We start from the raw sequence: 22,013 nt of genomic DNA, 5'->3' as shown, positions 1-22,013 counted from the left end.
CGCCCCCGGACACGACAGGAGGGGCCCGGCGCGCATCACGCGCACCGGGCCCCTCCCGTCGTCACCGCTCCGTCGTACCCCGCCGGGGCCGACTGCCCGCCGCGGCCGCCGAGGACTACTGGCCGTTGGCCCCCGGCCGCACCAGACCGCTCTCGTACGCGTACACCGCGGCCTGCACCCGGTCCCGGAGGCCCAGCTTCGTCAGCACATGACCCACATGCGTCTTCACCGTCGTCTCGCTGACGAACAGGTCCGCCGCGATCTCCGCGTTCGACAGGCCCCGCGCCACCAGCTTCAGCACCTCGACCTCACGGTCCGTCAAGGTGCTCAGCGTGTCCGGCATCTGCTCCTCGCCCGTCGGCAGATGCGCCGAGTACTTGTCGAGCAGCCGGCGCGTGATCGACGGCGCCAGCATCGCCTCACCGGCCGCCACCACCCGGATCGCCTGCACCAGCTCGTTCGCCGGGGCGTCCTTCAGGAGGAAACCGCTCGCCCCCGCCCGCAGCGCCTCCACCACGTACTCGTCGAGATCGAAGGTCGTCAGCACCAGCACCTTCGCCGGGCCGTCCCGCCCGGGACCCGTGATCTGCCGGGTCGCCTCCACCCCGTCCATCCGCGGCATCCGGATGTCCATCAGCACCACGTCCGGCTGCAGCGCCCGCACCTGGTCCTGAGCCTGGAGACCGTCCCCGGCCTCACCCACCACCGCGATGTCCTGCTCCGCCTCCAGAATCATCCGGAAGCCGGTGCGCAGCAGCGGCTGATCGTCGACCAAGAGGACGCGGATCGTCACAAGGGCTCCTTCACGGGGCTGAGCTCACGAGGTACACCGGCACTACGGCGCCGGCGGGGCCAGCCCCATTCTGCCCTGCGCCGAATCGCCCGACTCCGGCGGGCGCGCGGGAACGATCTTCAGCGGATAGACCGGGGGAGTCCCCCCGAACTCCGGACACACCGCCTGGTGATCGCACCAGCCGCACAGCTTCGTCGGCCGCGGCCGCCAGTCGCCCGTCTCCGTCGCCAGCCGGATCGCGTCCCACAGCGCCAGCAGCTTCCGCTCCACCCGCAGCAGATCCGCCTCCACCGGGTCGTACGTCAGCACCTCCCCGCTGCCCAGATACACCAGCTGCAGCCGCCGCGGGATCACCTGCCTCAGCCGCCACACCACCAGCGCGTAGAACGTCATCTGGAACAGCGCGCCGTCCCGGTACTCCGGCCGCGGCGCCTTGCCCGTCTTGTAGTCGACGATCCGCACGTCACCCGACGGAGCCACATCGATCCGGTCGATCACACCGCGCAACCGCAGCCCCGAATCCAGCTCCGTCTCCACGAACAGCTCCCGCTCGGCGGGCTCGAGACGCGTCGGATCCTCCAGCGTGAACCACCGCTCGACCAGCCGCTCCGCCTCACCCAGCCAGCCCGCGAGCCGCTCGCCCTCCGGATCCTCGGCGAACAGCTCACCCAGCTCCGGCTTCGACTCCAGGAGCCGGTCCCACTGCCCCGGAACCATCGCCCGCGCCCGCGGAACCGTCCGCTCCACCGCCGGATCGTCGAAGAGCCGCTCGAGCACCGCGTGCACCAGCGTCCCCCGCGTCGCCGCCTCGCTCGGCTTCTCCGGCAGCCGGTCGATCACCCGGAACCGGTACAGCAGCGGACACTGCATGAAATCGCTCGCCCGCGAAGGCGACAACGACATGGGCGCCCGGGGCTCCGCCGGCACCTGCTCGCTCGTACTCATGACGAAGACCCTACGACCCGCCACCGACAGCGAGCGGAATACCATCGACCTGGGACCCCGTCGCACTGCATGATCGAACCGTGACACACCGACGTGGGTCACCCTCCGCGACGAAAGGAACCCGTGAACCAGGACGAGCCCAAGCCGCAGCGGACCGAGGAGCCCGGCGGCGGCATCCTCATGGGCCGCCCCTTCGGCGTGCCCGTCTACGTCGCCCCCAGCTGGTTCCTCGTCGCCGCCCTCATCACCTGGGTCTTCGGCGACCAGATCGAGCGCGTCCTGCCCGAACTCGGCGCCGCCCGCTACCTCGTCTCCCTCTTCTTCGCCGTCGCCTTCTACGCCTCCGTGCTCGTCCACGAACTGGCCCACACCATCGCCGCGCTCCGCTTCAAACTCCCGGTGCGCCGCATCCAGCTCCAGTTCTTCGGCGGCGTCTCCGAGATCGAGAAGGAGACCGAGACCCCCGGCCGCGAATTCGTCCTCGCCTTCGTCGGCCCCCTCCTCTCCCTCGTCCTCGCAGGCGTGTTCTATCTCTCGATGTACGCCGTCGAGCCCGGCACCGTCCCCGGCGTCCTCCTCGCCGGCCTGATGATCTCCAACCTCATCGTCGCGATCTTCAACCTGCTCCCCGGACTCCCCCTCGACGGCGGCCGCATGCTCCGCGCCGTCGTCTGGAAGATCACCGGCAAGCCCATGAGCGGCACCATCGCCGCCGCCTGGGTCGGCCGCGCCCTCGCCGTCCTCGTCCTCGTCGGGCTGCCCCTGCTCACCCGCACCGGCCTCCTCGGCAACTCCACCGAGAACATCAGCGGCCTCAACACCGTCACCGACGCCCTGCTCGCCGCGATCCTCGCCGCCATCATCTGGACCGGCGCCGGCAACAGCCTCCGCATGGCCCGCCTCCGCGAACACCTCCCCGAGCTCCGCGCCCGCAGCCTCACCCGCCGCGCCATCCCCGTCGAGCCCGTCACCCCCCTCTCCGAGGCCCTCCGCCGCGCCAACGAGGCGGGCGCCCGCGCCCTCGTCGTCGTCGACGGCGGCGGCGACCCCACCGGCATCGTCCGCGAGGCCGCGATCGCCGCCGTCCCCGAACACCGCCGCCCCTGGGTCGCCGTCAGCACCCTCTCCCAGGACCTCACCGACGGCATGCGCGTCCCCGCCGAACTCACCGGCCAGCCCCTCCTCGACCACCTCCGCGCCAGCCCGGCCACCGAGTACCTCGTCGTCGAGGACACCGGCGAGATCTACGGGGTCCTCTCCACCACCGACGTCGAGCGCGCCTTCGTCCAGGCCATGGCACGACCCTCCTCCTAGTCCTTGTACTCTGGTCACATGTCCGAACCGACCGGTGCCGCCCGCCGACGCGGGCCCTTCAAGGTCGGGGACCAGGTTCAGCTGACCGACCCCAAGGGCCGTCACTACACGTTCACGCTCGAAGAGGGAAAGAACTTCCACACCCACAAGGGTTCTTTCCCGCACGACGAACTGATCGGCGCCCCCGAGGGCAGCGTTGTCCGCACCACCGGAAACGTCGCCTACCTCGCGCTGCGCCCCCTGCTCCCCGACTACGTCCTGTCCATGCCCCGCGGCGCCGCCGTGGTCTACCCCAAGGACGCGGGGCAGATCCTGGCCTTCGCCGACATCTTCCCCGGCGCCCGCGTCGTGGAAGCGGGAGTGGGCTCGGGCTCGCTGAGCAGCTTCCTCCTGCGCGCCATCGGAGACAGCGGCATGCTGCACTCCTACGAGCGCCGCGAGGACTTCGCCGAGATCGCGAAGGGCAACGTCGAACGCTACTTCGGCGGCCCCCACCCCGCGTGGCAGCTGACCGTCGGCGACCTCCAGGACAACCTGTCCGACACCGACGTCGACCGCGTCATCCTGGACATGCTCGCCCCCTGGGAGTGCCTGGAGGCCGTCTCCAAGGCACTCGTCCCCGGCGGCATCCTCTGCTGCTACGTGGCGACCACCACCCAGCTCGCCCGCACCGTGGAGTCCATCCGCGAGTTCGGCTGCTACGCCGAGCCGCAGCCCTGGGAATCCATGATCCGCAACTGGCACGTCGAGGGCCTCGCCGTCCGACCCGATCACCGCATGATCGGCCACACCGGCTTCCTCGTCACCGCCCGCCGCCTCGCGGACGGCGTCGAGCCCCCGATGCGCCGCCGCCGCCCCGCCAAGGGCGCCTACGGCGAGGACTACGAAGGCCCCAACAAGGGCTGACGTCCCGACACCCACGGCGCGCCGCCGTCGAGTTCCCCGCCCACCGCAGGGAACTCGACGGCGGCGTCCTCATGTTCGGCGGGCACCGGGACCCCACGAGGCCGACCCCGACGGTTCCGTCCCCCTGTGACGTGTGGCACGATGCCGGAAACCCGCCGCACCACCCCCACAGGAGACGTCTCGCGTGCAGCCCTCCGCCGCCCCGGACCTCGCGGACCTCGCACACACCCACGCCCGGCCGGCCCACTGGCTCGCCACCGCCACCGCCACCGCCGCGGTCGTCGCCCTGGCCGGCCTGCTCCAGCCCGGCCCCGCCGGAGCCACCGCGACCCGGGCCACGGCACCGAGCCCCGCACCGGCCCCCGAGGCCGCCGGCGTCGCCTACCCCCTGGACTGCGGGGGAGCGCCCCACAAGGTCGCGAAGCGGGCGTCCGGAGACCTCGACGGGGACGGGAACCCCGAGACCGTTGCGGTCGTGCACTGCGAAGCCGGCTCCGGCACACCGCCGAGCGGCGTCTACGTCCTCACCCGCGGCAAGGAGGCCGGCGCACCCGCGCGCGTGGTCGCCACCCTCGTCGCGCCCGAGGACCTCAAGAGCGTCACCGACTTCTCCGTACGCGACGGAGCGGTGCACGCCACCCTGCTCGGCTACTCGTCCCCCGAGGTCCCCAGCTGCTGCCCCGACGAGAAGGAGCAGGTCAGCTGGGGCTGGAAGAGCGGCGCCTTCGTGCGCACCGGACAGGCCGAAGCACGCAGCGTCTGAGCCGTCAGTCGGCGTCGGGGCCGTACACCTCGACCTTGTCCGTGACCCGGCGCACATGGATGCAGTCGCCCGGGCACTCCTTCGCCGAGTCCACCACGTCCTGGAGCAGCGTCAGCGGGACCGGCGTCGTGGCGCCGGCGTCCTGGAGGAGCTCGTCGTCGGCGCTCTTCACATAAGCGAGCCCGTCGATGTCCAGCTCGAAGACCTCGGGAGCGTACTGCGCGCAGATCCCGTCCCCGGTGCACAGGTCCTGGTCGATCCAGACCTCCAGCGCCTCTGCGGCGCCCGTGGACGGAGCCTCGTGCTGCACGGTCATATCTCCTGCCGTTTCTGCTTCTCGTGTCGCTTCTCGCGGGTAAGTCGGGCCACCTCTGACGGGTGTTGGCCCAAGACGACGATACAACCGCCCGCTTTCAACCAGCGCAGGGTGGGTATTCCCCTGTCGACAGGGGAAGCGCAAGGGTGAAGATCGGACACACCTCGGAGTCTTTTTGATCTAGGGGTTTCAATCACCACCCACGCAGGTAGGGTCAGGAAGCGTCCAGCTCCCCTTGGAGGAGGTGAGGACCGTGGCAGCCCACGACGACGACATCAACCGCGGCATCCGGCCGGGGCGGGGGTCTGAAGACCCCGCCGGCCAGGTTGCCTATCTCGAGCAGGAAATCGCCGTCCTGCGCCGCAAGCTCGCCGACTCTCCGCGACACACGAGGATTCTCGAAGAGCGGATCGTCGAGCTGCAGACCAGCCTGGCCGGCGTGTCCGCGCAGAACGAACGACTGGCGAACACACTCCGTGAGGCCCGCGACCAGATCGTGGCCCTCAAGGAGGAAGTCGACCGGCTCGCGCAGCCGCCGGCCGGCTTCGGTGTCTTCCTGCAGGCCAATGAGGACGGCACGTGCGACATCTTCACCGGGGGCCGCAAGCTCCGGGTGAACGTCAGCCCGAGCATCGAGCTCGAAGAGCTCAAGCGCGGCCAGGAAGTCATGCTCAACGAAGCGCTCAACGTGGTCGAGGCCATGGAGTTCGAGCGTGCCGGGGACATCGTCACCCTCAAGGAGATCCTCGAGGACGGCGAGCGCGCCCTGGTGGTCGGGCACACCGACGAGGAGCGGGTGGTGAGGCTCGCCGAGCCTCTGCTGGACGTCACCATCCGCCCCGGCGACGCCCTGCTGCTCGACTCCAGGTCCGGCTACGTGTACGAGGTGGTCCCCAAGAGCGAGGTCGAAGAGCTCGTTCTGGAAGAGGTCCCGGACGTCGACTACACCAAGATCGGCGGCCTGGGCAACCAGATCGAGCTGATCAGGGACGCGGTCGAGCTCCCCTACCTCTACCCGGACCTCTTCAAGGAGCACGAACTGCGGCCGCCCAAGGGCATCCTGCTCTACGGCCCGCCCGGCTGCGGCAAGACGCTGATCGCGAAGGCCGTGGCCAACTCCCTGGCCAAGAAGGTCGCCGAGGTGACCGGCCAGCCCGCGGGGAAGTCCTACTTCCTCAACATCAAGGGCCCCGAGCTCCTCAACAAGTACGTCGGTGAGACCGAGCGGCACATCCGCCTCGTCTTCCAGCGTGCCCGGGAGAAGGCGAGCGAGGGCACCCCCGTCATCGTCTTCTTCGACGAGATGGAATCCCTCTTCCGCACCCGCGGATCCGGTGTCAGCTCGGACGTGGAGAACACCATCGTCCCCCAGCTGCTCGCCGAGATCGACGGTGTGGAGGGCCTGGAGAACGTCATCGTCATCGGCGCCTCCAACCGCGAGGACATGATCGACCCCGCGATCCTGCGACCCGGCCGGCTCGACGTCAAGATCAAGATCGAGCGTCCGGACGCCGAGGCCGCGAAGGACATCTTCGCGAAGTACCTCACCGCCACCCTGCCGCTCCACTCGGACGACATCTCCGAGCACAGCGGCTCCAAGGCGGCGGCCGCCCACGGAATGATCCAGTCCGTCGTCGAGCAGATGTACGCCGAATCCGAGGAGAACCGCTTCCTCGAAGTCACGTACGCCAACGGCGACAAGGAAGTCCTCTACTTCAAGGACTTCAACTCCGGCGCGATGATCCAGAACATCGTCGACCGGGCCAAGAAGATGGCCATCAAGGCCTTCCTCGACCACAACCAGAAGGGCATCCGGGTCTCCCACCTCCTCCAGGCGTGCGTGGACGAGTTCAAGGAGAACGAGGACCTGCCCAACACCACCAACCCCGACGACTGGGCCCGGATCTCCGGAAAGAAGGGCGAGCGGATCGTGTTCATCCGCACCCTCGTCACCGGAAAGCAGGGCGCGGACACCGGGCGCTCCATCGACACGGTGGCCAATACCGGTCAGTACCTGTAAAACGCCCACCGGCTGCGGATGTCCGGAAACCGGGCATCCGCAGCCGTCGCATTCCATCCAGCATTTCCCCCGGCATCACAGGGAAATACGCAACTGATCTCCCCACCAGCGCGGAGCCGCTCTAGGCTCATCGGTACCCGCCGAGTCGCGCACAGTGAGCGCCGCCGGGCAAGGAGGGCCGCATGACCGTACGGCGAGTAATGGGCATCGAGACGGAGTACGGGATCTCCGTCCCGGGACACCCGAACGCCAATGCCATGCTCACCTCGTCCCAGATCGTCAACGCCTACGCGGCGGCGATGCACCGGGCGCGCCGCGCCCGCTGGGACTTCGAGGAGGAGAATCCGCTGCGGGACGCCCGCGGCTTCGACCTCGCCCGCGAGGTGGCCGACTCCAGCCAGCTCACCGACGAGGACATCGGTCTGGCCAACGTGATCCTCACCAACGGCGCACGCCTCTACGTGGACCACGCCCACCCCGAGTACAGCTCGCCCGAGGTCACCAACCCGCTCGACGCCGTCCTCTGGGACAAGGCCGGCGAGCGGATCATGGCGGAGGCCGCCGAACGGGCCGCCCAGCTCCCCGGAGCCCAGCCGATCCACCTCTACAAGAACAACACCGACAACAAGGGCGCCTCCTACGGCACGCACGAGAACTACCTGATGAAGCGGGAGACCCCCTTCTCGGACATCGTGCGCCACCTGACCCCCTTCTTCGTCTCCCGTCAGGTCGTGACCGGCGCGGGACGGGTCGGCATCGGCCAGGACGGCCGGGAGGACGGCTTCCAGATCAGCCAGCGCGCCGACTACTTCGAGGTCGAGGTCGGCCTGGAGACCACGCTCAAGCGGCCGATCATCAACACCCGTGACGAGCCGCACGCCGACGCCGAGAGGTACCGCCGGCTGCACGTGATCATCGGCGACGCGAACCTCTCGGAGATCTCGACCTACCTCAAGCTGGGCACCACCGCCCTCGTCCTGTCGATGATCGAGGACGGCTTCATCACCGTCGACCTCGCCGTCGACCAGCCGGTACGGACCCTCCACCAGGTCTCGCACGATCCGACCCTCCAGTACCTGATCACGCTGCGCAGCGGCCGGACACTCACCGCGGTGCAGCTCCAGATGGAGTACTTCGAGCTGGCCAGGAAGTACGTGGAGGAGCGGTACGGGGTCGACGCCGACGAACAGACCAAGGACGTCCTGATCCGCTGGGAGGACACCCTCAACCGGCTCGAGAACGACCCCATGAGCCTGGCCGGCGAGCTCGACTGGGTCGCCAAGCGGGAGCTCATGGAGGGCTACCGGCGCCGGGACAACCTGGACTGGGACGCCGCCCGGCTGCACCTGGTGGACCTCCAGTACGCGGACGTGCGCCCCGAGAAGGGCCTCTACAACCGGCTGGTGGCCCGCGGGCGCATGAAGCGGCTCCTGGACGAGACCGCGGTGGAGCGGGCCGAGACGGCCCCTCCGGAGGACACCCGGGCCTACTTCCGGGGCCGGTGCCTGGAGCAGTACGCCGACGACGTCGCGGCGGCCTCCTGGGACTCGGTGATCTTCGACCTGCCCGGCAGGGACTCGCTCCAGCGCGTCCCCACCCTGGAGCCGCTGCGGGGCACCAAAGCCCACGTGAAGTCGCTCCTGGACCGCTGCAGGACGGCGGAGGAACTGGTGCGGGTCCTGTCCGGCGGCTGATCGGGGGCCCCGCGGGGGCCTGAAATACCCCGGCACTGGGAATCATGGAATCAGTGCCCGGGCGTTGTCGAAACTGCGGGGCCGAAGTCGGACCCGCCCTATAGGGTCTGATCTTGTACGGACTCAACCGAGCGGGCCGATTCGAGCGGGGTGAGGGATATGGCGACCAAGGACACCGGCGGCGGACAGCAGAAGGCGACGCGTTCCACGGAGGAGGTCGAGGAGACCACCACGGAGGCGAGCTCCGACCTCCAGGAGCGCCAGGAGAAGCTGAGCGACGACGTGGACTCCGTCCTGGACGAGATCGACGACGTCCTCGAGGAGAACGCCGAGGACTTCGTTCGGTCGTTTGTGCAGAAGGGCGGCGAGTAGCCGCACGGCGCGTCTGTCGTCCCCGTCCCCGGAGCCCCGGCGAAAGCCGTGGGCCCGGGGACGGATGACAAGCGGTGGCACGGGTAAGGTCCGTGCACAGCAACCAAGATCGGCCGGCGCTTCCCACGGCGGGCCGAATCTCCCACCCGGAAGGAATCGCGTGGAAGCCAACCCTCGTAGCACCGGGCGTCTGCCGGCGGCCTTCCTGACGCCGGGCTCGTCCTCGTTCATCGACTTCCTGGCGGACCACTCGCCGGAGACGTTGCCGGGCGGGCGGAAGCTGCCCCAGGGGGCCGTCGAGGCCCCGCACGGGACGACCATCGTGGCGGCCACGTTCCCCGGCGGGGTCGTGCTCGCCGGTGACCGGCGGGCCACCATGGGAAACATGATCGCGCAGCGGGACATCGAGAAGGTCTTCCCTGCCGACGAGTACTCCGCCGTGGGCATCGCCGGCACCGCCGGCCTCGCCGTGGAGATGGTCAAGCTGTTCCAGCTGGAGCTGGAGCACTTCGAGAAGGTGGAGGGCGTCACGCTCTCCCTGGAGGGCAAGGCGAACCGCCTCTCCACCATGATCCGGGGCAACCTCGGCATGGCCATGCAGGGGCTCGCCGTCGTCCCGCTCTTCGCGGGCTGGGACGAGGGCAAGGAGAAGGGCCGGATCTTCTCCTACGACGTGACCGGCGGCCGCTCCGAGGAGCACGGGTACGCCGCCACCGGCTCCGGCTCGATCTTCGCGCGCGGCTCGATGAAGAAGCTGTACCGCGCCGACCTGACCGAGCAGGAGGCCACCACGCTGGTCGTGCAGGCGCTCTACGACGCGGCGGACGACGACTCGGCGACCGGCGGTCCGGACATGGCACGCCGGATCTTCCCGATCGTCACGGTCATCACGGACGAGGGCTACCGCAGGCTCACGGAGGACGAGTCCTCCGCGCTGGCCCGGTCGGTCACCGAGCGGCGTCTCGAGGAGCCCGACGGGCCCCGCGCCGCCCTGCTCTGACCACTCGTCGCCCGACTGAAGCCCAGAAGAAAGGGACGGACCGCCGGTGTCCACTCCGTTCTACGTCTCACCCCAGCAGGCCATGGCCGACCGGGCGGAGTACGCCCGCAAGGGCATCGCCCGAGGCCGCAGCCTTGTCGTCCTCCAGTACACCGACGGAATCGTCTTCGTCGGTGAGAACCCGTCCCGCGCGCTGCACAAGTTCAGCGAGATCTACGACCGGATCGGCTTCGCGGCCGCCGGCAAGTACAACGAGTACGAGAACCTCCGCATCGGCGGCGTGCGCTACGCCGACCTGCGGGGCTACACCTACGACCGGGACGACGTGACCGCGCGCGGCCTGGCCAACGTCTACGCCCAGACGCTGGGCACGATCTTCTCCAGCGCGGGGGAGAAGCCGTACGAGGTGGAGCTGGTCGTCGCCGAGGTCGGCACGGAGCCGTCGGGCGACCAGATCTACCGGCTGCCGCACGACGGCTCGATCGTGGACGAGCACGGCTCGGTCGCGGTCGGCGGGAACGCCGAGCAGATCGGTTCCTTCCTGGACCAGCGGCACCGGGACGGCATGTCCCTGGCCGAGGCCCTGAGGCTGGCCGTGCAGGCGCTCTCGCGGGACACCAACGGCAGCGAGCGGGAGATCCCCGCGGAGCGCCTGGAGGTCGCGGTCCTGGACCGTACGCGGCCGCAGCAGCGCAAGTTCAAGCGGATCGTCGGCCGTCAGCTGTCGCGTCTCCTGGAGGCGGACAACGCGGCGGTGGCGAAGACGGACGAGCCCTCGGACGAGGCTCCCGAGGAGTAGTCGGCACCGCCCGGAGGGGCCCCGGTCCGCGTGCGCGCGGTTCGGGGCCCCTCCGGCATGTCCGTCGACCCTCCGGTCTGTCCGCGCCCCTCAGGCGGCCGGTGCGGGCCCCGAGGAACCCCGGGGGACCAGGGAGACGGGAAGGGTGTCCGGCCGGGGCCGTTCGCCCGCGAGGACGGCGAGGAGGGCCTCCATGCCCCGCCGGCCGAACTCCTCGGCGGGCAGCCGCACGGTGGTGAGCTCCGGCTCGACCACCGTCGCCAGGGCCATGTCGTCGAAGCCGGTCACCGACAGGTCCTCGGGGATCCGCAGTCCGAGCCGGCGCGCGGCCTTGCAGACGCCGACCGCGAGGATGTCGTCGTCGCAGATCACCGCCGTGGGCAGGGGCCCGGGGGCGGCGAGGGCCCGGCCCGCGGCCTCCCACGCGTCCGCGACGTTCAGCGGCGACCGCACGGTGCGCACCTCCGTGCCGCGCAGGGCGTCGGCGAGGGTGGCGGCCCGCACGTCGAAGGTCCAGGACGGGGCCGACGAGGCCAGGTGCAGGAAGCGGCGGTGGCCGAGGCCGAGCAGGTGGTCGGTCACCCGGCGCATGCCGTCCGCGACGTCGAGGTTCACATGGGCGGCGGCCCCGGGGTCGGCCGGGTCGCTGTCGAGCATGACGAGCGGGAGATCGGTGCCCCGGAAGGCCTCGAGGGCGCCGGCCGCCATCGAGGAGGCGATCACCCCGTCGAGGGCGGCCTGCGCCGAGGCGAAGGGGTCCCGTGCGGGGCCCAGGCCGTCGGGGGAGGGGTAGAGGACCACGCCGAAGCCCTGCCGGGCCGCCGCGGCGGCCGCTCCCGTGTAGACGTGCGCGAAGAACTCGTTGGTGAGGGCCGGGACGACCAGCATGGCGGTACGGGTGCGGCCGAGCCGCAGGTTGCGGGCGGCGAGGTTGGGCCGGTAGCCGAGGGTCCTGGCCGCCTCGCGCACGGCCTCGGCCGTGGGCTCGGACACACGGCCGCGCCACTTGTCGCCGAGGACGAGAGAGACGGTGGCCTGGGACACGCCCGCGGTCCGGGCGACGTCCCGGCTGGTGGGGCGGGTGCCGCCGAGCGGCTCCGGGGTCTGCACACAAGCCTCCGCGTCGGGCGGTCCACGAACCGGTCACTGGACGCGGGGTGGACCCGCGCGCTGCCGACATGGTACGTATGACGACGGAAGTTATACGTAAAACCTCGGCGCGGTCCGAGGCGAGGGGAGACCACATGGCCACCGAGGCCCCGGCGCGAGGCGGCTATCTCGACATACTCCGGGCGCCGCACGCGGCCCGGCTGCTCGCCGGCACCCTCGTGGGGCGCCTGCCCAACGGCGTCGGCCCCATCGCCCTCACCCTCTTCGTCCGCGACCAGGGCGGCAGCTACACGCTCGCGGGCGGCCTCATCGCCGCCTACGGCGTCGCCACCGCCGTCGGCCAGCCCCTCCTCGGCCGCGCCGTCGACCTCAAGGGCCAGCCCCGGGTCCAGCTGCCCGCCGCGGTCCTCTCCGCCCTCGGCATGGCCCTGCTCGCCCTCACCGGCATCGGCCACCTCGGCCTCGCCTATGCGGCCGTCGTCCTCGCCGGACTCTTCACACCACCCCTGGAGGGCGGGCTGCGGGCCCTGTGGCCGAGCGTCCTCGGCCGTGAGGACCGGGTCCACCGCGCCTACGCCATGGACGCGGTCGCCCAGGAGGTCATGTTCACCGTCGGCCCGCTGCTCCTGACCCTCCTGGTCTCCCTCTGGTCGCCCGCCGCCGCCCTCCTGGTCATCAACCTCCTCGGCGTTCTCGGCGCCCTCGCCGTCGTCCTCTCCGAGCCCTCCCGCACCTGGCGCTCCGCGCCCCGGGAGGCCCACTGGCTGGGCGCCCTGCGCTCCCCGGGGCTCCTCGCCCTCCTCGGCTCGTTCTTCTTCGTCGGCCTCGCGCTCGGCTCCATCACCGTCGCCGCCGTCGCGTACGCCGACGACCGCGGCACCCCGTCCGTCTACGGCTGGCTCATGGCCGCGCTCGGCCTCGGCGCGCTCATCGGCGGTGTCACCTACGGCGCCCGGCAGTGGTCCGGAGCCCCCGAACGCCGACTCCGCGTCCTCGTGCTGCTCCTCGCCGTCTGCTACCTGCCCCTGGTGCTCACCCCCGGCCCCGTCGCCATGACCGGCCTCGCGGCCCTCGCCGGCGTCTTCCTGGCGCCCGTCCTCGCCTGCGCGTTCATCGTCGTGGACCGGCACGCCCCGCGCGGCACGGTCACCGAGGCCTTCTCCTGGCTCGTCACCACCTTCGGTGTCGGCTCGGCCCTCGGCTCCGCCGTGGCGGGCCCCGCGATCGAACTCTCCGGGACGGTCGCCGGATTCGCCGTCGCCGGGGCGGGCGGGCTGATCGCCCTCCTCGTCCTGCTCGCCACCGGCCGCGTCCTCCACGTGCCCGCGACCCCCGAAACCCCCGGGGCGGAGCCGCGACACGCCGTCGGTGCGGGACTCCCCACCTCCGTACACACGGAAAAGAACACGCACTGATCGGAAAATGATCGAAACGGGAACGCCCAACCCGGTTTCAGCACAGGCCGTCAGGCGTAATGTTCAGACATGGACCGCCGCATTTTCGGGCTGGAGAACGAGTACGGCGTCACGTGCACGTTCAGGGGACAGCGCCGACTGTCTCCTGACGAAGTGGCGCGCTACCTCTTCCGCCGTGTCGTGTCATGGGGCCGCAGCAGCAATGTCTTCCTGCGGAACGGCGCCCGCCTGTACCTGGACGTGGGATCGCATCCGGAATACGCCACACCGGAATGCGACAACGTGACCGAACTGGTCACCCACGACAAGGCCGGTGAGCGCATTCTCGAGGGCCTGCTCGTCGACGCCGAACGCCGCCTGCACGAGGAGGGAATCGCGGGCGACGTCTACCTCTTCAAGAACAACACCGACTCGGCCGGAAACTCCTACGGCTGCCACGAGAACTATCTCGTCGCCCGCCACGGAGAGTTCTCCCGGCTCGCGGACATCCTCATTCCGTTCCTGGTCACCCGGCAGCTCATCTGCGGCGCGGGAAAGGTCCTCCAGACCCCGCGCGGCGCGGTGTTCTGCGTCTCCCAGCGCGCCGAGCACATCTGGGAGGGCGTCAGCTCCGCCACCACCCGCTCACGCCCCATCATCAACACCCGTGACGAGCCGCACGCGGACGCCGAGCGCTACCGACGGCTGCACGTCATCGTCGGCGACTCGAACATGTCCGAGACGACCATGCTGCTCAAGGTCGGCGCCACCGACCTGGTGCTCCGCATGATCGAGGCCGGCACGGTGATGCGCGACCTGACCCTGGAGAACCCGATCCGGGCCATCCGCGAGGTCAGCCACGACATCACCGGACAGCGCAAGGTCCGGCTCGCCAGCGGCCGCGAGGCCTCCGCCCTGGAGGTCCAGCGCGAGTACTACGAGAAGGCCGTCGACTTCGTCGACCGCCGCGGGATCCGGTCCGGCACCGTCGCCCAGGTCCTGGAGCTGTGGGGCCGCACGCTCGACGCGATCGAGGGCGAGCGGCTCGACAGGATCGAGACCGAGATCGACTGGGTCATGAAGCACCGGCTCATCGAGCGCTACCGGGCCAAGCACAACATGACCATGTCGAACCCGAGGGTCGCGCAGATAGACCTCGCCTACCACGACATCCACCGCCGTCGTGGGCTGTACTACCTGCTGCAGAAGAACGGCCAGGCGGCCCGGATCTGCAACGACATGAAGATCTTCGAGGGCAAGTCGGTGCCCCCGCAGACCACTCGGGCCAGGCTCCGCGGCGACTTCATCCGACGCGCCCAGGAGCAGCGACGGGACTTCACCGTCGACTGGGTCCACCTCAAGCTGAACGACCAGGCACAGCGCACGGTGTTGTGCAAGGACCCGTTCCGCTCCGTCGACGACCGCGTCGAAAAGCTGATCGCCGGAATGTAGGCCGGTCGCACCGGTGATGTGGGCCCCGCACGTTTGGCGTGCGGGGCCCTCGACGTGACAGGAGGGTCCCCTAGAGTGTCGGGACAACTACTGTGCCGTCTGAGATCTGAGGAACACGTGCGCCGACTTGCCGGCCTTCTCGTCGTCCCGCTGCTGCTGCTCTCCACAGCGGCGTGCGGCAGCGACGACAAGGGCTCCGATTCCGCTTCGATGACGAACGGGCTGCCCGCCATCACCGCGGGGGCCAAGTTCGGCGAGAAGCCGACCCTCGCCAAGGGCGAGGGCGACCCGCCCAAGGAACTCAAGGTCAACGTCATCAGCGAGGGCAAGGGCGCGGTGACCAAGAAGGGCGACGCGCTCTCGGTGAACTACCTGGGTCAGGCCTGGGACTCCACCACTCCCTTCGACAACAGCTTCGACCGCGGCGAGCCCTTCAGCGTGACGCTGGGCGAGGGCCAGGTCATCAAGGGCTGGGAGCAGGCCCTCGAAGGACAGAAGGTCGGCAGCCGCATCGAGGTCGGCATCCCGCCGGAGCTCGGCTACGGCGAGAAGGGTTCGCCGCCGAGCATCAAGCCGAACGCCACCCTCGTCTTCGTCGTGGACATCCTGAAGTCGATCACGATCCCCAAGTCCGCCACCGGCACCCCGGTCGCCCAGGACAACAAGGACCTGCCGAAGGTCGGCACGAACACCGACGGCAAGGCCCCCTCGCTGACGGTCCCCAAGGTCGACCCGCCGACCAAGCTCGTCTCGAACTACATCCTCGAGGCCAAGGGCGACGCCGTGACGGCCACCGACACGGTCGTCGTGAACTACGTCGCCTCCCTGTGGAAGGACGGCAAGGTCTTCGACTCGACGTACACCTCGGGCAAGCCCGCGAACTTCCCGCTCTCGCAGCTCACGCTGAAGGGCCTCAAGGACGGTCTGGTCGGCAAGACGGTCGGCAGCCGCGTCCTCATCGTCGCGCCGCCGTCCGAGGCGTTCGGCGACAAGGAGCAGCAGGGCATCCCGAAGAACTCCACGCTGGTGTTCGCCGTGGACATCCTGGCGAAGATGTAAGACTGTCCCGATCACGCAGTTCATCAGTATGAGGAGCAGTTCAGTGAGCATCGAGAAGCCCGAGATCGACTTCCCGGGTGGCGAGCCGCCGAAGGACCTGGAGATCAAGGACCTCTGGGAGGGTGACGGCGAGGTCGCCAAGGCCGGTCAGTTCGTGCAGGTCCACTACGTGGGTGTGGCCTTCTCCACCGGCGAGGAGTTCGACGCCTCCTGGAACCGCGGCAGCGCGCTCGAGTTCAAGCTCGGTGTCGGCCAGGTCATCGCCGGCTGGGACCAGGGCGTCCAGGGCATGAAGGTCGGCGGCCGCCGCCAGCTGGTCATCCCCGCGCACCTCGCCTACGGCGACCGCGGCGCCGGCAGCGCGATCGCTCCGGGCGAGACGCTGATCTTCGTCTGCGACCTCGTGGCCGTGAAGGGCTGACGTCCAGGTCGTTCCGAGGGCCCCCGCCATTCCCGGCGGGGGCCCTCGGTCGTACTCCCGTCCGTCCGGGCCCGGCCGGAGCCGGTTCCGGCCCCGTCCGGCTTCGGTCCCGGCATCGCTTCCGGCCTCGGCCCCGGCTCCTGTCCGGCCTTCGGCCCCGGTCACGGTCCGGGCCTCGGTCCCGGCTTTGGTCCCGACACCCCGGGGCGGTACGGTCGGACGTCCGAGAAGTGGAACCGGCGAAGGGGTGCGGGGCGTCGATGGCGATTGCCAAGTCCGAGCGGCTGATGAATCTCGCGCTGTGCCTGCTCGGGACACGCCGCCCCCTGAGCAAGCGGGAGCTCCGCGGCTCCATCGAGGCCTACCTCGAAGCGAGCGGCGACGACGCGTTCAACCGCATGTTCGAGCGCGACAAGGACGACCTCCGCGAGCTCGGCCTCGTCATCGAGACCGTCGAGAACCTGGAGGGCGAGACCGGCTACCTCGCCCGCCGCGACTCCAACCGGCTGCCGCCCATCACCCTGGACGCCGAGGAGGCCGCCGCGCTCGGCCTCGCCGCCAAGGTCTGGCAGCAGGCCCGCCTCGCCGGGGCCGCCAGCGGCGCCCTGCAGAAGCTCCGCGCCGCCGGCATGCCGGAGGCGGAGGACTCGTACGACACCCAGCCCAGCGCCCTCGAACCACGGATCCCCGTCCACGAGGCCGCCTTCGAACCCCTGATGCTGGCCTGCCGCGACCGCCGGCCCGTCACCTTCGACTACCGCAAGGCCAACGCCGCCCGCCCCGAGGCCCGCCAGGTCGAACCCTGGACCCTCGAATGCTGGCGCGGCCACTGGTACCTGGCCGGCTGGGACCGCGACCGCGGCGCCGAACGCGTCTTCCGGCTCTCCCGCATCACCGGCAAGGTCCGCTCCCGCGCCGGCGCCTTCACCGCGCCCGTGCCCGACGTCGTCACCGTCCGCGAGACCGTGGAGAGCTGGGCCGGCGAGACCGCCACCCGCTCCGCGCGGATCCGGCTCCGCGCCGGCTGCGGCTACCCGCTGCGCGCCCGCGCCCAGTCCGTCACCGAGGGCGCCGACGGCTGGGACGAGCTGGAGATCCCGTACGGGCACGGCCTCGACGCCTGGCTCGTCGAGTTCGGCCCCGATGTCGTCGTACTGGAACCGGCCGATCTGCGCGCCGACGTGATGGACCGGCTGCGCGCCGTGGCCAAGGGCTGAGGGGGAGACGTACCGCATGGCTGCCAACGCGATCGACCAGACGAGGCGGATGCTCTCGCTCGTCACCTATCTCCGTGAGCGCCCCGGCGCCCACGTCGCCGATGTCGCCCGCGCCTTCGGGATCACCGAGGACGAGCTGATCTCCGACCTGGACGTGCTGCCCATGTGCGGCACCAGCTTCCGCGGCGGAGACCTCCTCGACATCGACACCGACGGCGACCGGATCTGGTGGCACAACCCGGACGACGTCGCCGCGCCGCTGCGGCTCGCCGCCGACGAGGCGACCGCGCTCCTGGTCGCCGCCCGTGCCGTCGCCACCCTTCCCGGGCTCCGGGAGAGCGACCGCGAGGCGCTGCTCCGCGCCACCGCCAAGCTGGAGGCCGCCGCCGGCGAGGCCGCCGGGGCCAGTTCCCGGCTCTCGGTGACCTTCGAGTCCGAGGGCGGGGTCTTCGCCGAGGTCGACCGGGCGATCTCCGAGCGCCGCCGGCTCTGGGTGCGCTACTACTCGCCCGCCCGCGACGAGCTCACCGAGCGCGAGGTCGACCCGATCCGGCTCTTCGCCGTCGGCCACACCTACATGGAGGCCTGGTGCCGCCTCTCCGAGGCGCGCCGCACCTTCCGGCTCGACCGCGTGGCCGAGATCCGCATCCTCGACGAGCACGCGGCGCCGCCCGAGCTGGAGCTGCGTGACCTCTCCGCCGGTCTGGTCCAGCCTTCCGCCGACGATCCCGAGGTCGTCGTCGAGGTCGGTCCCGGCGGGCGCTGGGTCGCCGAGTACTACCCGCACGACCGGGCCGAGGAACTGCCCGACGGCGGGCTGCGGATCACGCTGCGGACGCCGGACCCGGCCTCGCTGCGCCGACTCGGGCTGCGGCTGGGCAGCGACGGGCGGATCGTCGCGCCGCAGGAGCTCGCCGACAACGCCAGGACGGCGGCGGCCGCCGCGCTCGCCGCGTACGAGGGCGAGTGACGTTCCCCGCCCGGGGGACGCGGTCACCGACGTGGTGGCATCGCTGACGTGGCGAGCGGTGCGGTGACGGACACGGCGCGCCGAGGCAGGTGCGGACCTACGTGCCGTGCGTCACGCGGTGCGTGGAGCGCGGAAGTCGAGAGATGAGGGAAATGTCCGTGATGCAGGGTTTTACGGCGGCGGTGGCCCCGGTCCTCTTCAAGGCCGCCTGCCCCGACTGCCGCTCCCGCTTCGAACTCTCCGCGAGCGCCCTGCGCCTCGCGATCGGGGCCAGCCGCCGCACCACCTTCTACTCCTTCATCTGCCCCGAGTGCGGCAGCTCCGTCCGCAAGCCCGCCGGTGAGCGCATCATCGAGCTCCTCACCGGCGGCGGAGTCCGGACCCTGCGGCTCCACACGACGGTCTGAGCACCGGGGCCACGGGCTCGGAGCGCCGGGTTCCGGGCCCCAGGTCCCAGGTCCCGAGTTGCGGCCCGGTCGCCGGGTCCTCCGCGCCCAACGTCTAGGCTCAGTACATGTTCTGGCCCATGCTCGCCATCGCCCTCGGCTTCCTCGGCATCGCCGTCCTCGGCGTCCTCGCCGTCCGGGTCTTCATCGAGGTCCAGCGCCTCGGCCGTCAAGTGGCCCAGACCACAGAGCGGATCAGCCAGGCCGCCGAAGACCTCGAAACGGCCGCCGTCGGACTGGCCCGAACCGGCGAGTCCCTGCGCTGAGTCCGTGCCGTACGCTGCGTGAAGCGGCCCTGAACCGGGTGCGCGGGACGCAATCGGGAGTATGCAAGGGCATTGCCCTGCGTTTACTCCTGCGGGTTACGATCGCAGACAGCGCGGTGGCCGGACACCTGTCCGACCTGCCGGGCACCGCACTCCATGTCGCCTCGGTGAAGAAGGTAAACAGCTATGGGTAGGCTCGGCCCCACCGAGATCATTCTCATCCTCGTCGTCATCATCCTGCTGTTCGGCGCCAAGAAGCTCCCGGACATGGCCCGCTCGCTCGGCAAGTCGGCCCGCATCCTCAAGAGCGAGGCCAAGGCGATGAAGTCGGACGACCAGCAGAGCGCCCCCGCCGACCCGCCGCACGCCGGCACCGGCACCGCCGCCGCCCAGGAGCCCGCCCCGCGCACCATCCAGGCCGCTCCCGGTGACGTGACCAGCGCGCGTCCCGTGACCGAGCCCACGGACACCACCAAGCGCTGACCCGGTCCGCCGCGGCCGCCGCACCGTGCGGCGGCCTGCCGCATGAGATGAGGACGTGGGTTGCCCAAGTCTGCCCGCAAGCAGGAGAAGGATCCCGAGGGCCGGATGCCCCTCGTGGAACACCTGCGTGAACTCCGCAACCGCATGGCGAAGGGTCTCCTCGCCATCGTCGCGGTGACGATCGTCGCCCTCGTGTACAGCGAGGAGCTGTTGCAGTTCCTGGCGAAGTCGGTGCCCAAGTGCCCGCCGGGCGTCACCAGCAGTGGCGGCAACTGCGCCGAGGTCACCTTCAACACGCTGACGGCTCCCTTCAGCACGACGATCCAGGTGTCCCTCACCGTGGGCCTCGTCGTCGCGAGCCCCGTGTGGCTCTACCAGCTGTGGGCCTTCGTCGCGCCCGGACTGCACAAGAGCGAGAAGAGGTACACGTACGCCTTCGTCGGTGCGGCCGTACCGCTCTTCGCGGCCGGTGCCTACCTCGCGTACAAGATCCTCCCCGTCAGCGTGAAGGTCCTCATCAGCCTCACGCCCGAGGGGGCCATGAACCTCCTCTCGCTCGGTGACGTCCTCGACTTCACCCTGCGCATGGTGCTCGTGTTCGGCCTCGCCTTCGAGCTGCCGCTCGTCCTGGTCATGCTCAACCTCACCGGCGTCCTCACCGGCCGCCGCATGGCCGGCTGGTGGCGCGGCGTGATCATGGGCGTCTTCGTCTTCGGCGCCGTCATCACGCCGACCACCGACCCCGTCGGCATGATCGCCCTCGCCGGACCCGTCACCGCCCTGTACTTCGGTGCCGTCGGCTTCTCCCTCCTCAACGACCGGCGGCGCAGGCGTGGCAACCCCGACGCCGAGCTCGACGACGACGAGGCCTCGGAGCTGGACCTGACCCCGCAGGCCGTCGGCGCCATCGAGCCGGTCGGCGCCTCCCGCGCCCTGCCCGAGCAGGCCACCGGCGAACCCGGCGGTGCCGGCGTACAGCGCGCGAACGGTTACGACGACATCACCTGACCTCATGGGGTCCCCCCGGACTCCGTCCGGGGGGACCCCATGACCAGCGAACTCACCCTCTTCGTCAACCCCACCGCGGGCCGCGGCCACGGCGCCCACGCCGCCCGGCCCGCCGCCCGTGCCCTGCGGGACGCCGGATTCTCCGTACGCACGGTCCTCGGGAGCGACGCCGACGACGCCCTGCGACGCGCCCGAGAGGCGGTCGCGGCGGGCACCGGCGCCCTGGTCGCCGTCGGCGGCGACGGAATGGTCTCCCTCGCGCTCCGGGCGGTCGCCGGGACCCGCACCCCGCTCGGGATCATCCCCGCCGGAACCGGCAACGACTTCGCCCGCGCACTCGGCCTGCCCCTCCGCGACCCGGCCGCCGCGGCGCGTGCCGCCGCGCGGACCCTCGGGACGACGGGCGGCCGGAGCATCGACCTGGGACGGATCGGGACCGGCGGGGACCCGACGGGGGTCGGGAACCCGACCGGCGAGGACCCGACAGGGGTCGGGAACCTGGCCGACGACGCGACCGAGGCCCCCACCGGCGACCCCGTCGGAGACACGGCCGGAGACCTCACCGGAGACTCCGCCGGGGGTGCGGCCGAGGGTTCGGCCGGGGACCTCACCGGAGACCCCGCCGGGGCGCCCCCGGCCGGCCGCTGGTTCGCCACCGTCCTCGCCTCCGGCTTCGACTCCCGCGTCAACGACCGGGGCAACCGCATGCGCGTCCCCGCCGGACGCTTCAGATACGACCTCGCGATCCTCGCCGAACTCGCCGGCCTCCGGCCCGTCCCGTACCGCCTCACCCTCGACGACGGGCAGGTCGTCGAGACCGACGCCACCCTCGTCGCCGTCGGCAACGGCAGCTCGTACGGCGGCGGCATGCGGATCTGCGCCGACGCCCGCCTCGACGACGGACTCCTCGACGTCACCGTCGTCGGCGACTGCGACCGCAGGACCCTGCTCAGGGTCTTCCCGCGCGTCTACAAGGGCACCCACCTCAGCCACCCGAAGGTCACCACGTACCGGGTCCGCTCCCTCACCCTCGAAGCCCCCGACACCACCGGGTACGCCGACGGCGAGCCCCTCGGCAGGCTTCCCCTCACCGTGCGCTGCGTCCCTGGAGCCCTGCGCGTCCTCGCCCCGGCACCCGGCGAGGAGCCCGCACCGAAGCCGCGATGAGGCCGCGGCGAACCCCGTGACGCAGCCCGCCGAGAGGCCCGGAGCGGCCCCCTCCACATCCCCTCGATAAAGATCGCGTCACCGTCACAGGTGGCGGG

The 22,013-nt window shown here is 70.8% G+C and carries 23 protein-coding genes; 19 read left to right on the top strand and 4 right to left on the bottom strand.

What is annotated here, in order from left to right; all coding sequences use genetic code 11:
* Positions 1 to 115: 115 nt before the first annotated feature.
* Together ACZ4XX_RS31900 and ACZ4XX_RS31895 are read right to left on the bottom strand one after the other, a co-directional pair.
* A complete protein-coding gene (locus tag ACZ4XX_RS31900; RefSeq protein ID WP_468511340.1) occupies positions 116 to 793 on the bottom strand; it encodes a response regulator in 678 nt (225 codons plus the stop codon).
* 42 nt (positions 794 to 835) lie between these two features.
* Complete coding sequence (locus ACZ4XX_RS31895) at positions 836 to 1,738, bottom strand: RecB family exonuclease (RefSeq protein ID WP_468511339.1); 903 nt, start codon at positions 1,736 to 1,738, stop codon at positions 836 to 838.
* A 180-nt stretch (positions 1,739 to 1,918) separates the two neighbouring features.
* Between ACZ4XX_RS31895 and ACZ4XX_RS31890 the strand changes: the two genes are divergently transcribed.
* The 3 genes from ACZ4XX_RS31890 to ACZ4XX_RS31880 all read left to right on the top strand — a co-directional run bounded on the left by ACZ4XX_RS31890 (position 1,919) and on the right by ACZ4XX_RS31880 (position 4,721).
* On the top strand, positions 1,919 to 3,052 hold the full coding sequence (locus tag ACZ4XX_RS31890) for a site-2 protease family protein (protein ID WP_468511349.1): 1,134 nt from the start codon (positions 1,919 to 1,921) through the stop codon (positions 3,050 to 3,052).
* Positions 3,053 to 3,070: 18 nt separating this feature from the next.
* The gene (locus ACZ4XX_RS31885; RefSeq protein ID WP_015032448.1) at positions 3,071 to 3,958 is read left to right on the top strand and encodes a tRNA (adenine-N1)-methyltransferase; all 888 of its coding nucleotides are present in this window, start codon (positions 3,071 to 3,073) and stop codon (positions 3,956 to 3,958) included.
* Positions 3,959 to 4,142: 184 nt separating this feature from the next.
* Positions 4,143 to 4,721: a hypothetical protein gene (locus tag ACZ4XX_RS31880; RefSeq protein WP_468511338.1), complete on the top strand. Its 579-nt coding sequence runs from the start codon at positions 4,143 to 4,145 to the stop codon at positions 4,719 to 4,721.
* A 4-nt stretch (positions 4,722 to 4,725) separates the two neighbouring features.
* Here the strand turns inward: ACZ4XX_RS31880 and ACZ4XX_RS31875 are convergent, their stop codons facing one another.
* Complete coding sequence (locus tag ACZ4XX_RS31875) at positions 4,726 to 5,037, bottom strand: ferredoxin (RefSeq protein WP_468511337.1); 312 nt, start codon at positions 5,035 to 5,037, stop codon at positions 4,726 to 4,728.
* 253 nt (positions 5,038 to 5,290) lie between these two features.
* Between ACZ4XX_RS31875 and arc the strand changes: the two genes are divergently transcribed.
* The 5 genes from arc (at position 5,291) to prcA (ending at position 10,922) form a co-directional block, all read left to right on the top strand.
* A complete protein-coding gene (gene arc, locus ACZ4XX_RS31870) occupies positions 5,291 to 7,057 on the top strand; it encodes a proteasome ATPase (RefSeq protein ID WP_030315993.1) in 1,767 nt (588 codons plus the stop codon).
* 182 nt (positions 7,058 to 7,239) lie between these two features.
* Complete coding sequence (gene dop / locus ACZ4XX_RS31865) at positions 7,240 to 8,751, top strand: depupylase/deamidase Dop (RefSeq protein WP_468511336.1); 1,512 nt, start codon at positions 7,240 to 7,242, stop codon at positions 8,749 to 8,751.
* 159 nt (positions 8,752 to 8,910) lie between these two features.
* On the top strand, positions 8,911 to 9,123 hold the full coding sequence (locus tag ACZ4XX_RS31860; RefSeq protein ID WP_030315996.1) for a ubiquitin-like protein Pup: 213 nt from the start codon (positions 8,911 to 8,913) through the stop codon (positions 9,121 to 9,123).
* A 160-nt stretch (positions 9,124 to 9,283) separates the two neighbouring features.
* Complete coding sequence (gene prcB, locus ACZ4XX_RS31855; protein WP_468511335.1) at positions 9,284 to 10,123, top strand: proteasome subunit beta; 840 nt, start codon at positions 9,284 to 9,286, stop codon at positions 10,121 to 10,123.
* 46 nt (positions 10,124 to 10,169) lie between these two features.
* Positions 10,170 to 10,922: a proteasome subunit alpha gene (gene prcA, locus ACZ4XX_RS31850; RefSeq protein ID WP_055598407.1), complete on the top strand. Its 753-nt coding sequence runs from the start codon at positions 10,170 to 10,172 to the stop codon at positions 10,920 to 10,922.
* Positions 10,923 to 11,012: 90 nt separating this feature from the next.
* Here prcA and ACZ4XX_RS31845 read toward each other — a convergent pair whose 3' ends face one another.
* Positions 11,013 to 12,032: a LacI family DNA-binding transcriptional regulator gene (locus tag ACZ4XX_RS31845; protein WP_468511334.1), complete on the bottom strand. Its 1,020-nt coding sequence runs from the start codon at positions 12,030 to 12,032 to the stop codon at positions 11,013 to 11,015.
* A 134-nt stretch (positions 12,033 to 12,166) separates the two neighbouring features.
* Here ACZ4XX_RS31845 and ACZ4XX_RS31840 point away from each other — a divergent pair, with 134 nt between their 5' ends.
* From ACZ4XX_RS31840 to ACZ4XX_RS31790, 11 genes are all read left to right on the top strand, one after another.
* Positions 12,167 to 13,447 carry an MFS transporter gene (locus tag ACZ4XX_RS31840; RefSeq protein ID WP_468511333.1) on the top strand — a complete coding sequence of 427 codons (1,281 nt, stop codon included), beginning with the start codon at positions 12,167 to 12,169 and terminating at the stop codon, positions 13,445 to 13,447.
* A 69-nt stretch (positions 13,448 to 13,516) separates the two neighbouring features.
* Positions 13,517 to 14,878, top strand: a complete 1,362-nt coding sequence (gene pafA / locus ACZ4XX_RS31835; protein WP_468511332.1) for a Pup--protein ligase — start codon at positions 13,517 to 13,519, stop codon at positions 14,876 to 14,878.
* 117 nt (positions 14,879 to 14,995) lie between these two features.
* Positions 14,996 to 15,937, top strand: a complete 942-nt coding sequence (locus ACZ4XX_RS31830) for an FKBP-type peptidyl-prolyl cis-trans isomerase (RefSeq protein ID WP_468511331.1) — start codon at positions 14,996 to 14,998, stop codon at positions 15,935 to 15,937.
* Positions 15,938 to 15,980: 43 nt separating this feature from the next.
* Positions 15,981 to 16,358: an FKBP-type peptidyl-prolyl cis-trans isomerase gene (locus ACZ4XX_RS31825; protein ID WP_468511330.1), complete on the top strand. Its 378-nt coding sequence runs from the start codon at positions 15,981 to 15,983 to the stop codon at positions 16,356 to 16,358.
* A 260-nt stretch (positions 16,359 to 16,618) separates the two neighbouring features.
* Complete coding sequence (locus ACZ4XX_RS31820) at positions 16,619 to 17,575, top strand: helix-turn-helix transcriptional regulator (protein ID WP_468511329.1); 957 nt, start codon at positions 16,619 to 16,621, stop codon at positions 17,573 to 17,575.
* 16 nt (positions 17,576 to 17,591) lie between these two features.
* On the top strand, positions 17,592 to 18,545 hold the full coding sequence (locus ACZ4XX_RS31815) for a helix-turn-helix transcriptional regulator (RefSeq protein ID WP_468511328.1): 954 nt from the start codon (positions 17,592 to 17,594) through the stop codon (positions 18,543 to 18,545).
* A gap of 143 nt (positions 18,546 to 18,688) precedes the next feature.
* On the top strand, positions 18,689 to 18,952 hold the full coding sequence (locus ACZ4XX_RS31810; RefSeq protein WP_468511327.1) for a hypothetical protein: 264 nt from the start codon (positions 18,689 to 18,691) through the stop codon (positions 18,950 to 18,952).
* A 107-nt stretch (positions 18,953 to 19,059) separates the two neighbouring features.
* Positions 19,060 to 19,257 carry a hypothetical protein gene (locus ACZ4XX_RS31805; protein WP_468511326.1) on the top strand — a complete coding sequence of 66 codons (198 nt, stop codon included), beginning with the start codon at positions 19,060 to 19,062 and terminating at the stop codon, positions 19,255 to 19,257.
* 186 nt (positions 19,258 to 19,443) lie between these two features.
* Complete coding sequence (tatA, locus tag ACZ4XX_RS31800) at positions 19,444 to 19,740, top strand: Sec-independent protein translocase subunit TatA (RefSeq protein WP_468511325.1); 297 nt, start codon at positions 19,444 to 19,446, stop codon at positions 19,738 to 19,740.
* 105 nt (positions 19,741 to 19,845) lie between these two features.
* Positions 19,846 to 20,748, top strand: a complete 903-nt coding sequence (tatC, locus tag ACZ4XX_RS31795) for a twin-arginine translocase subunit TatC (protein ID WP_468511348.1) — start codon at positions 19,846 to 19,848, stop codon at positions 20,746 to 20,748.
* A 39-nt stretch (positions 20,749 to 20,787) separates the two neighbouring features.
* Complete coding sequence (locus ACZ4XX_RS31790) at positions 20,788 to 21,915, top strand: diacylglycerol kinase family protein (RefSeq protein WP_468511324.1); 1,128 nt, start codon at positions 20,788 to 20,790, stop codon at positions 21,913 to 21,915.
* The last annotated feature ends 98 nt before the right edge of the window (positions 21,916 to 22,013 follow it).

The sequence above is a fragment of the Streptomyces sp. NPDC029956 genome, from assembly GCF_055574655.1.
Note: the sequence above shows the minus strand (reverse complement) of the source record. Positions and strands in the feature narration are given on the sequence as shown.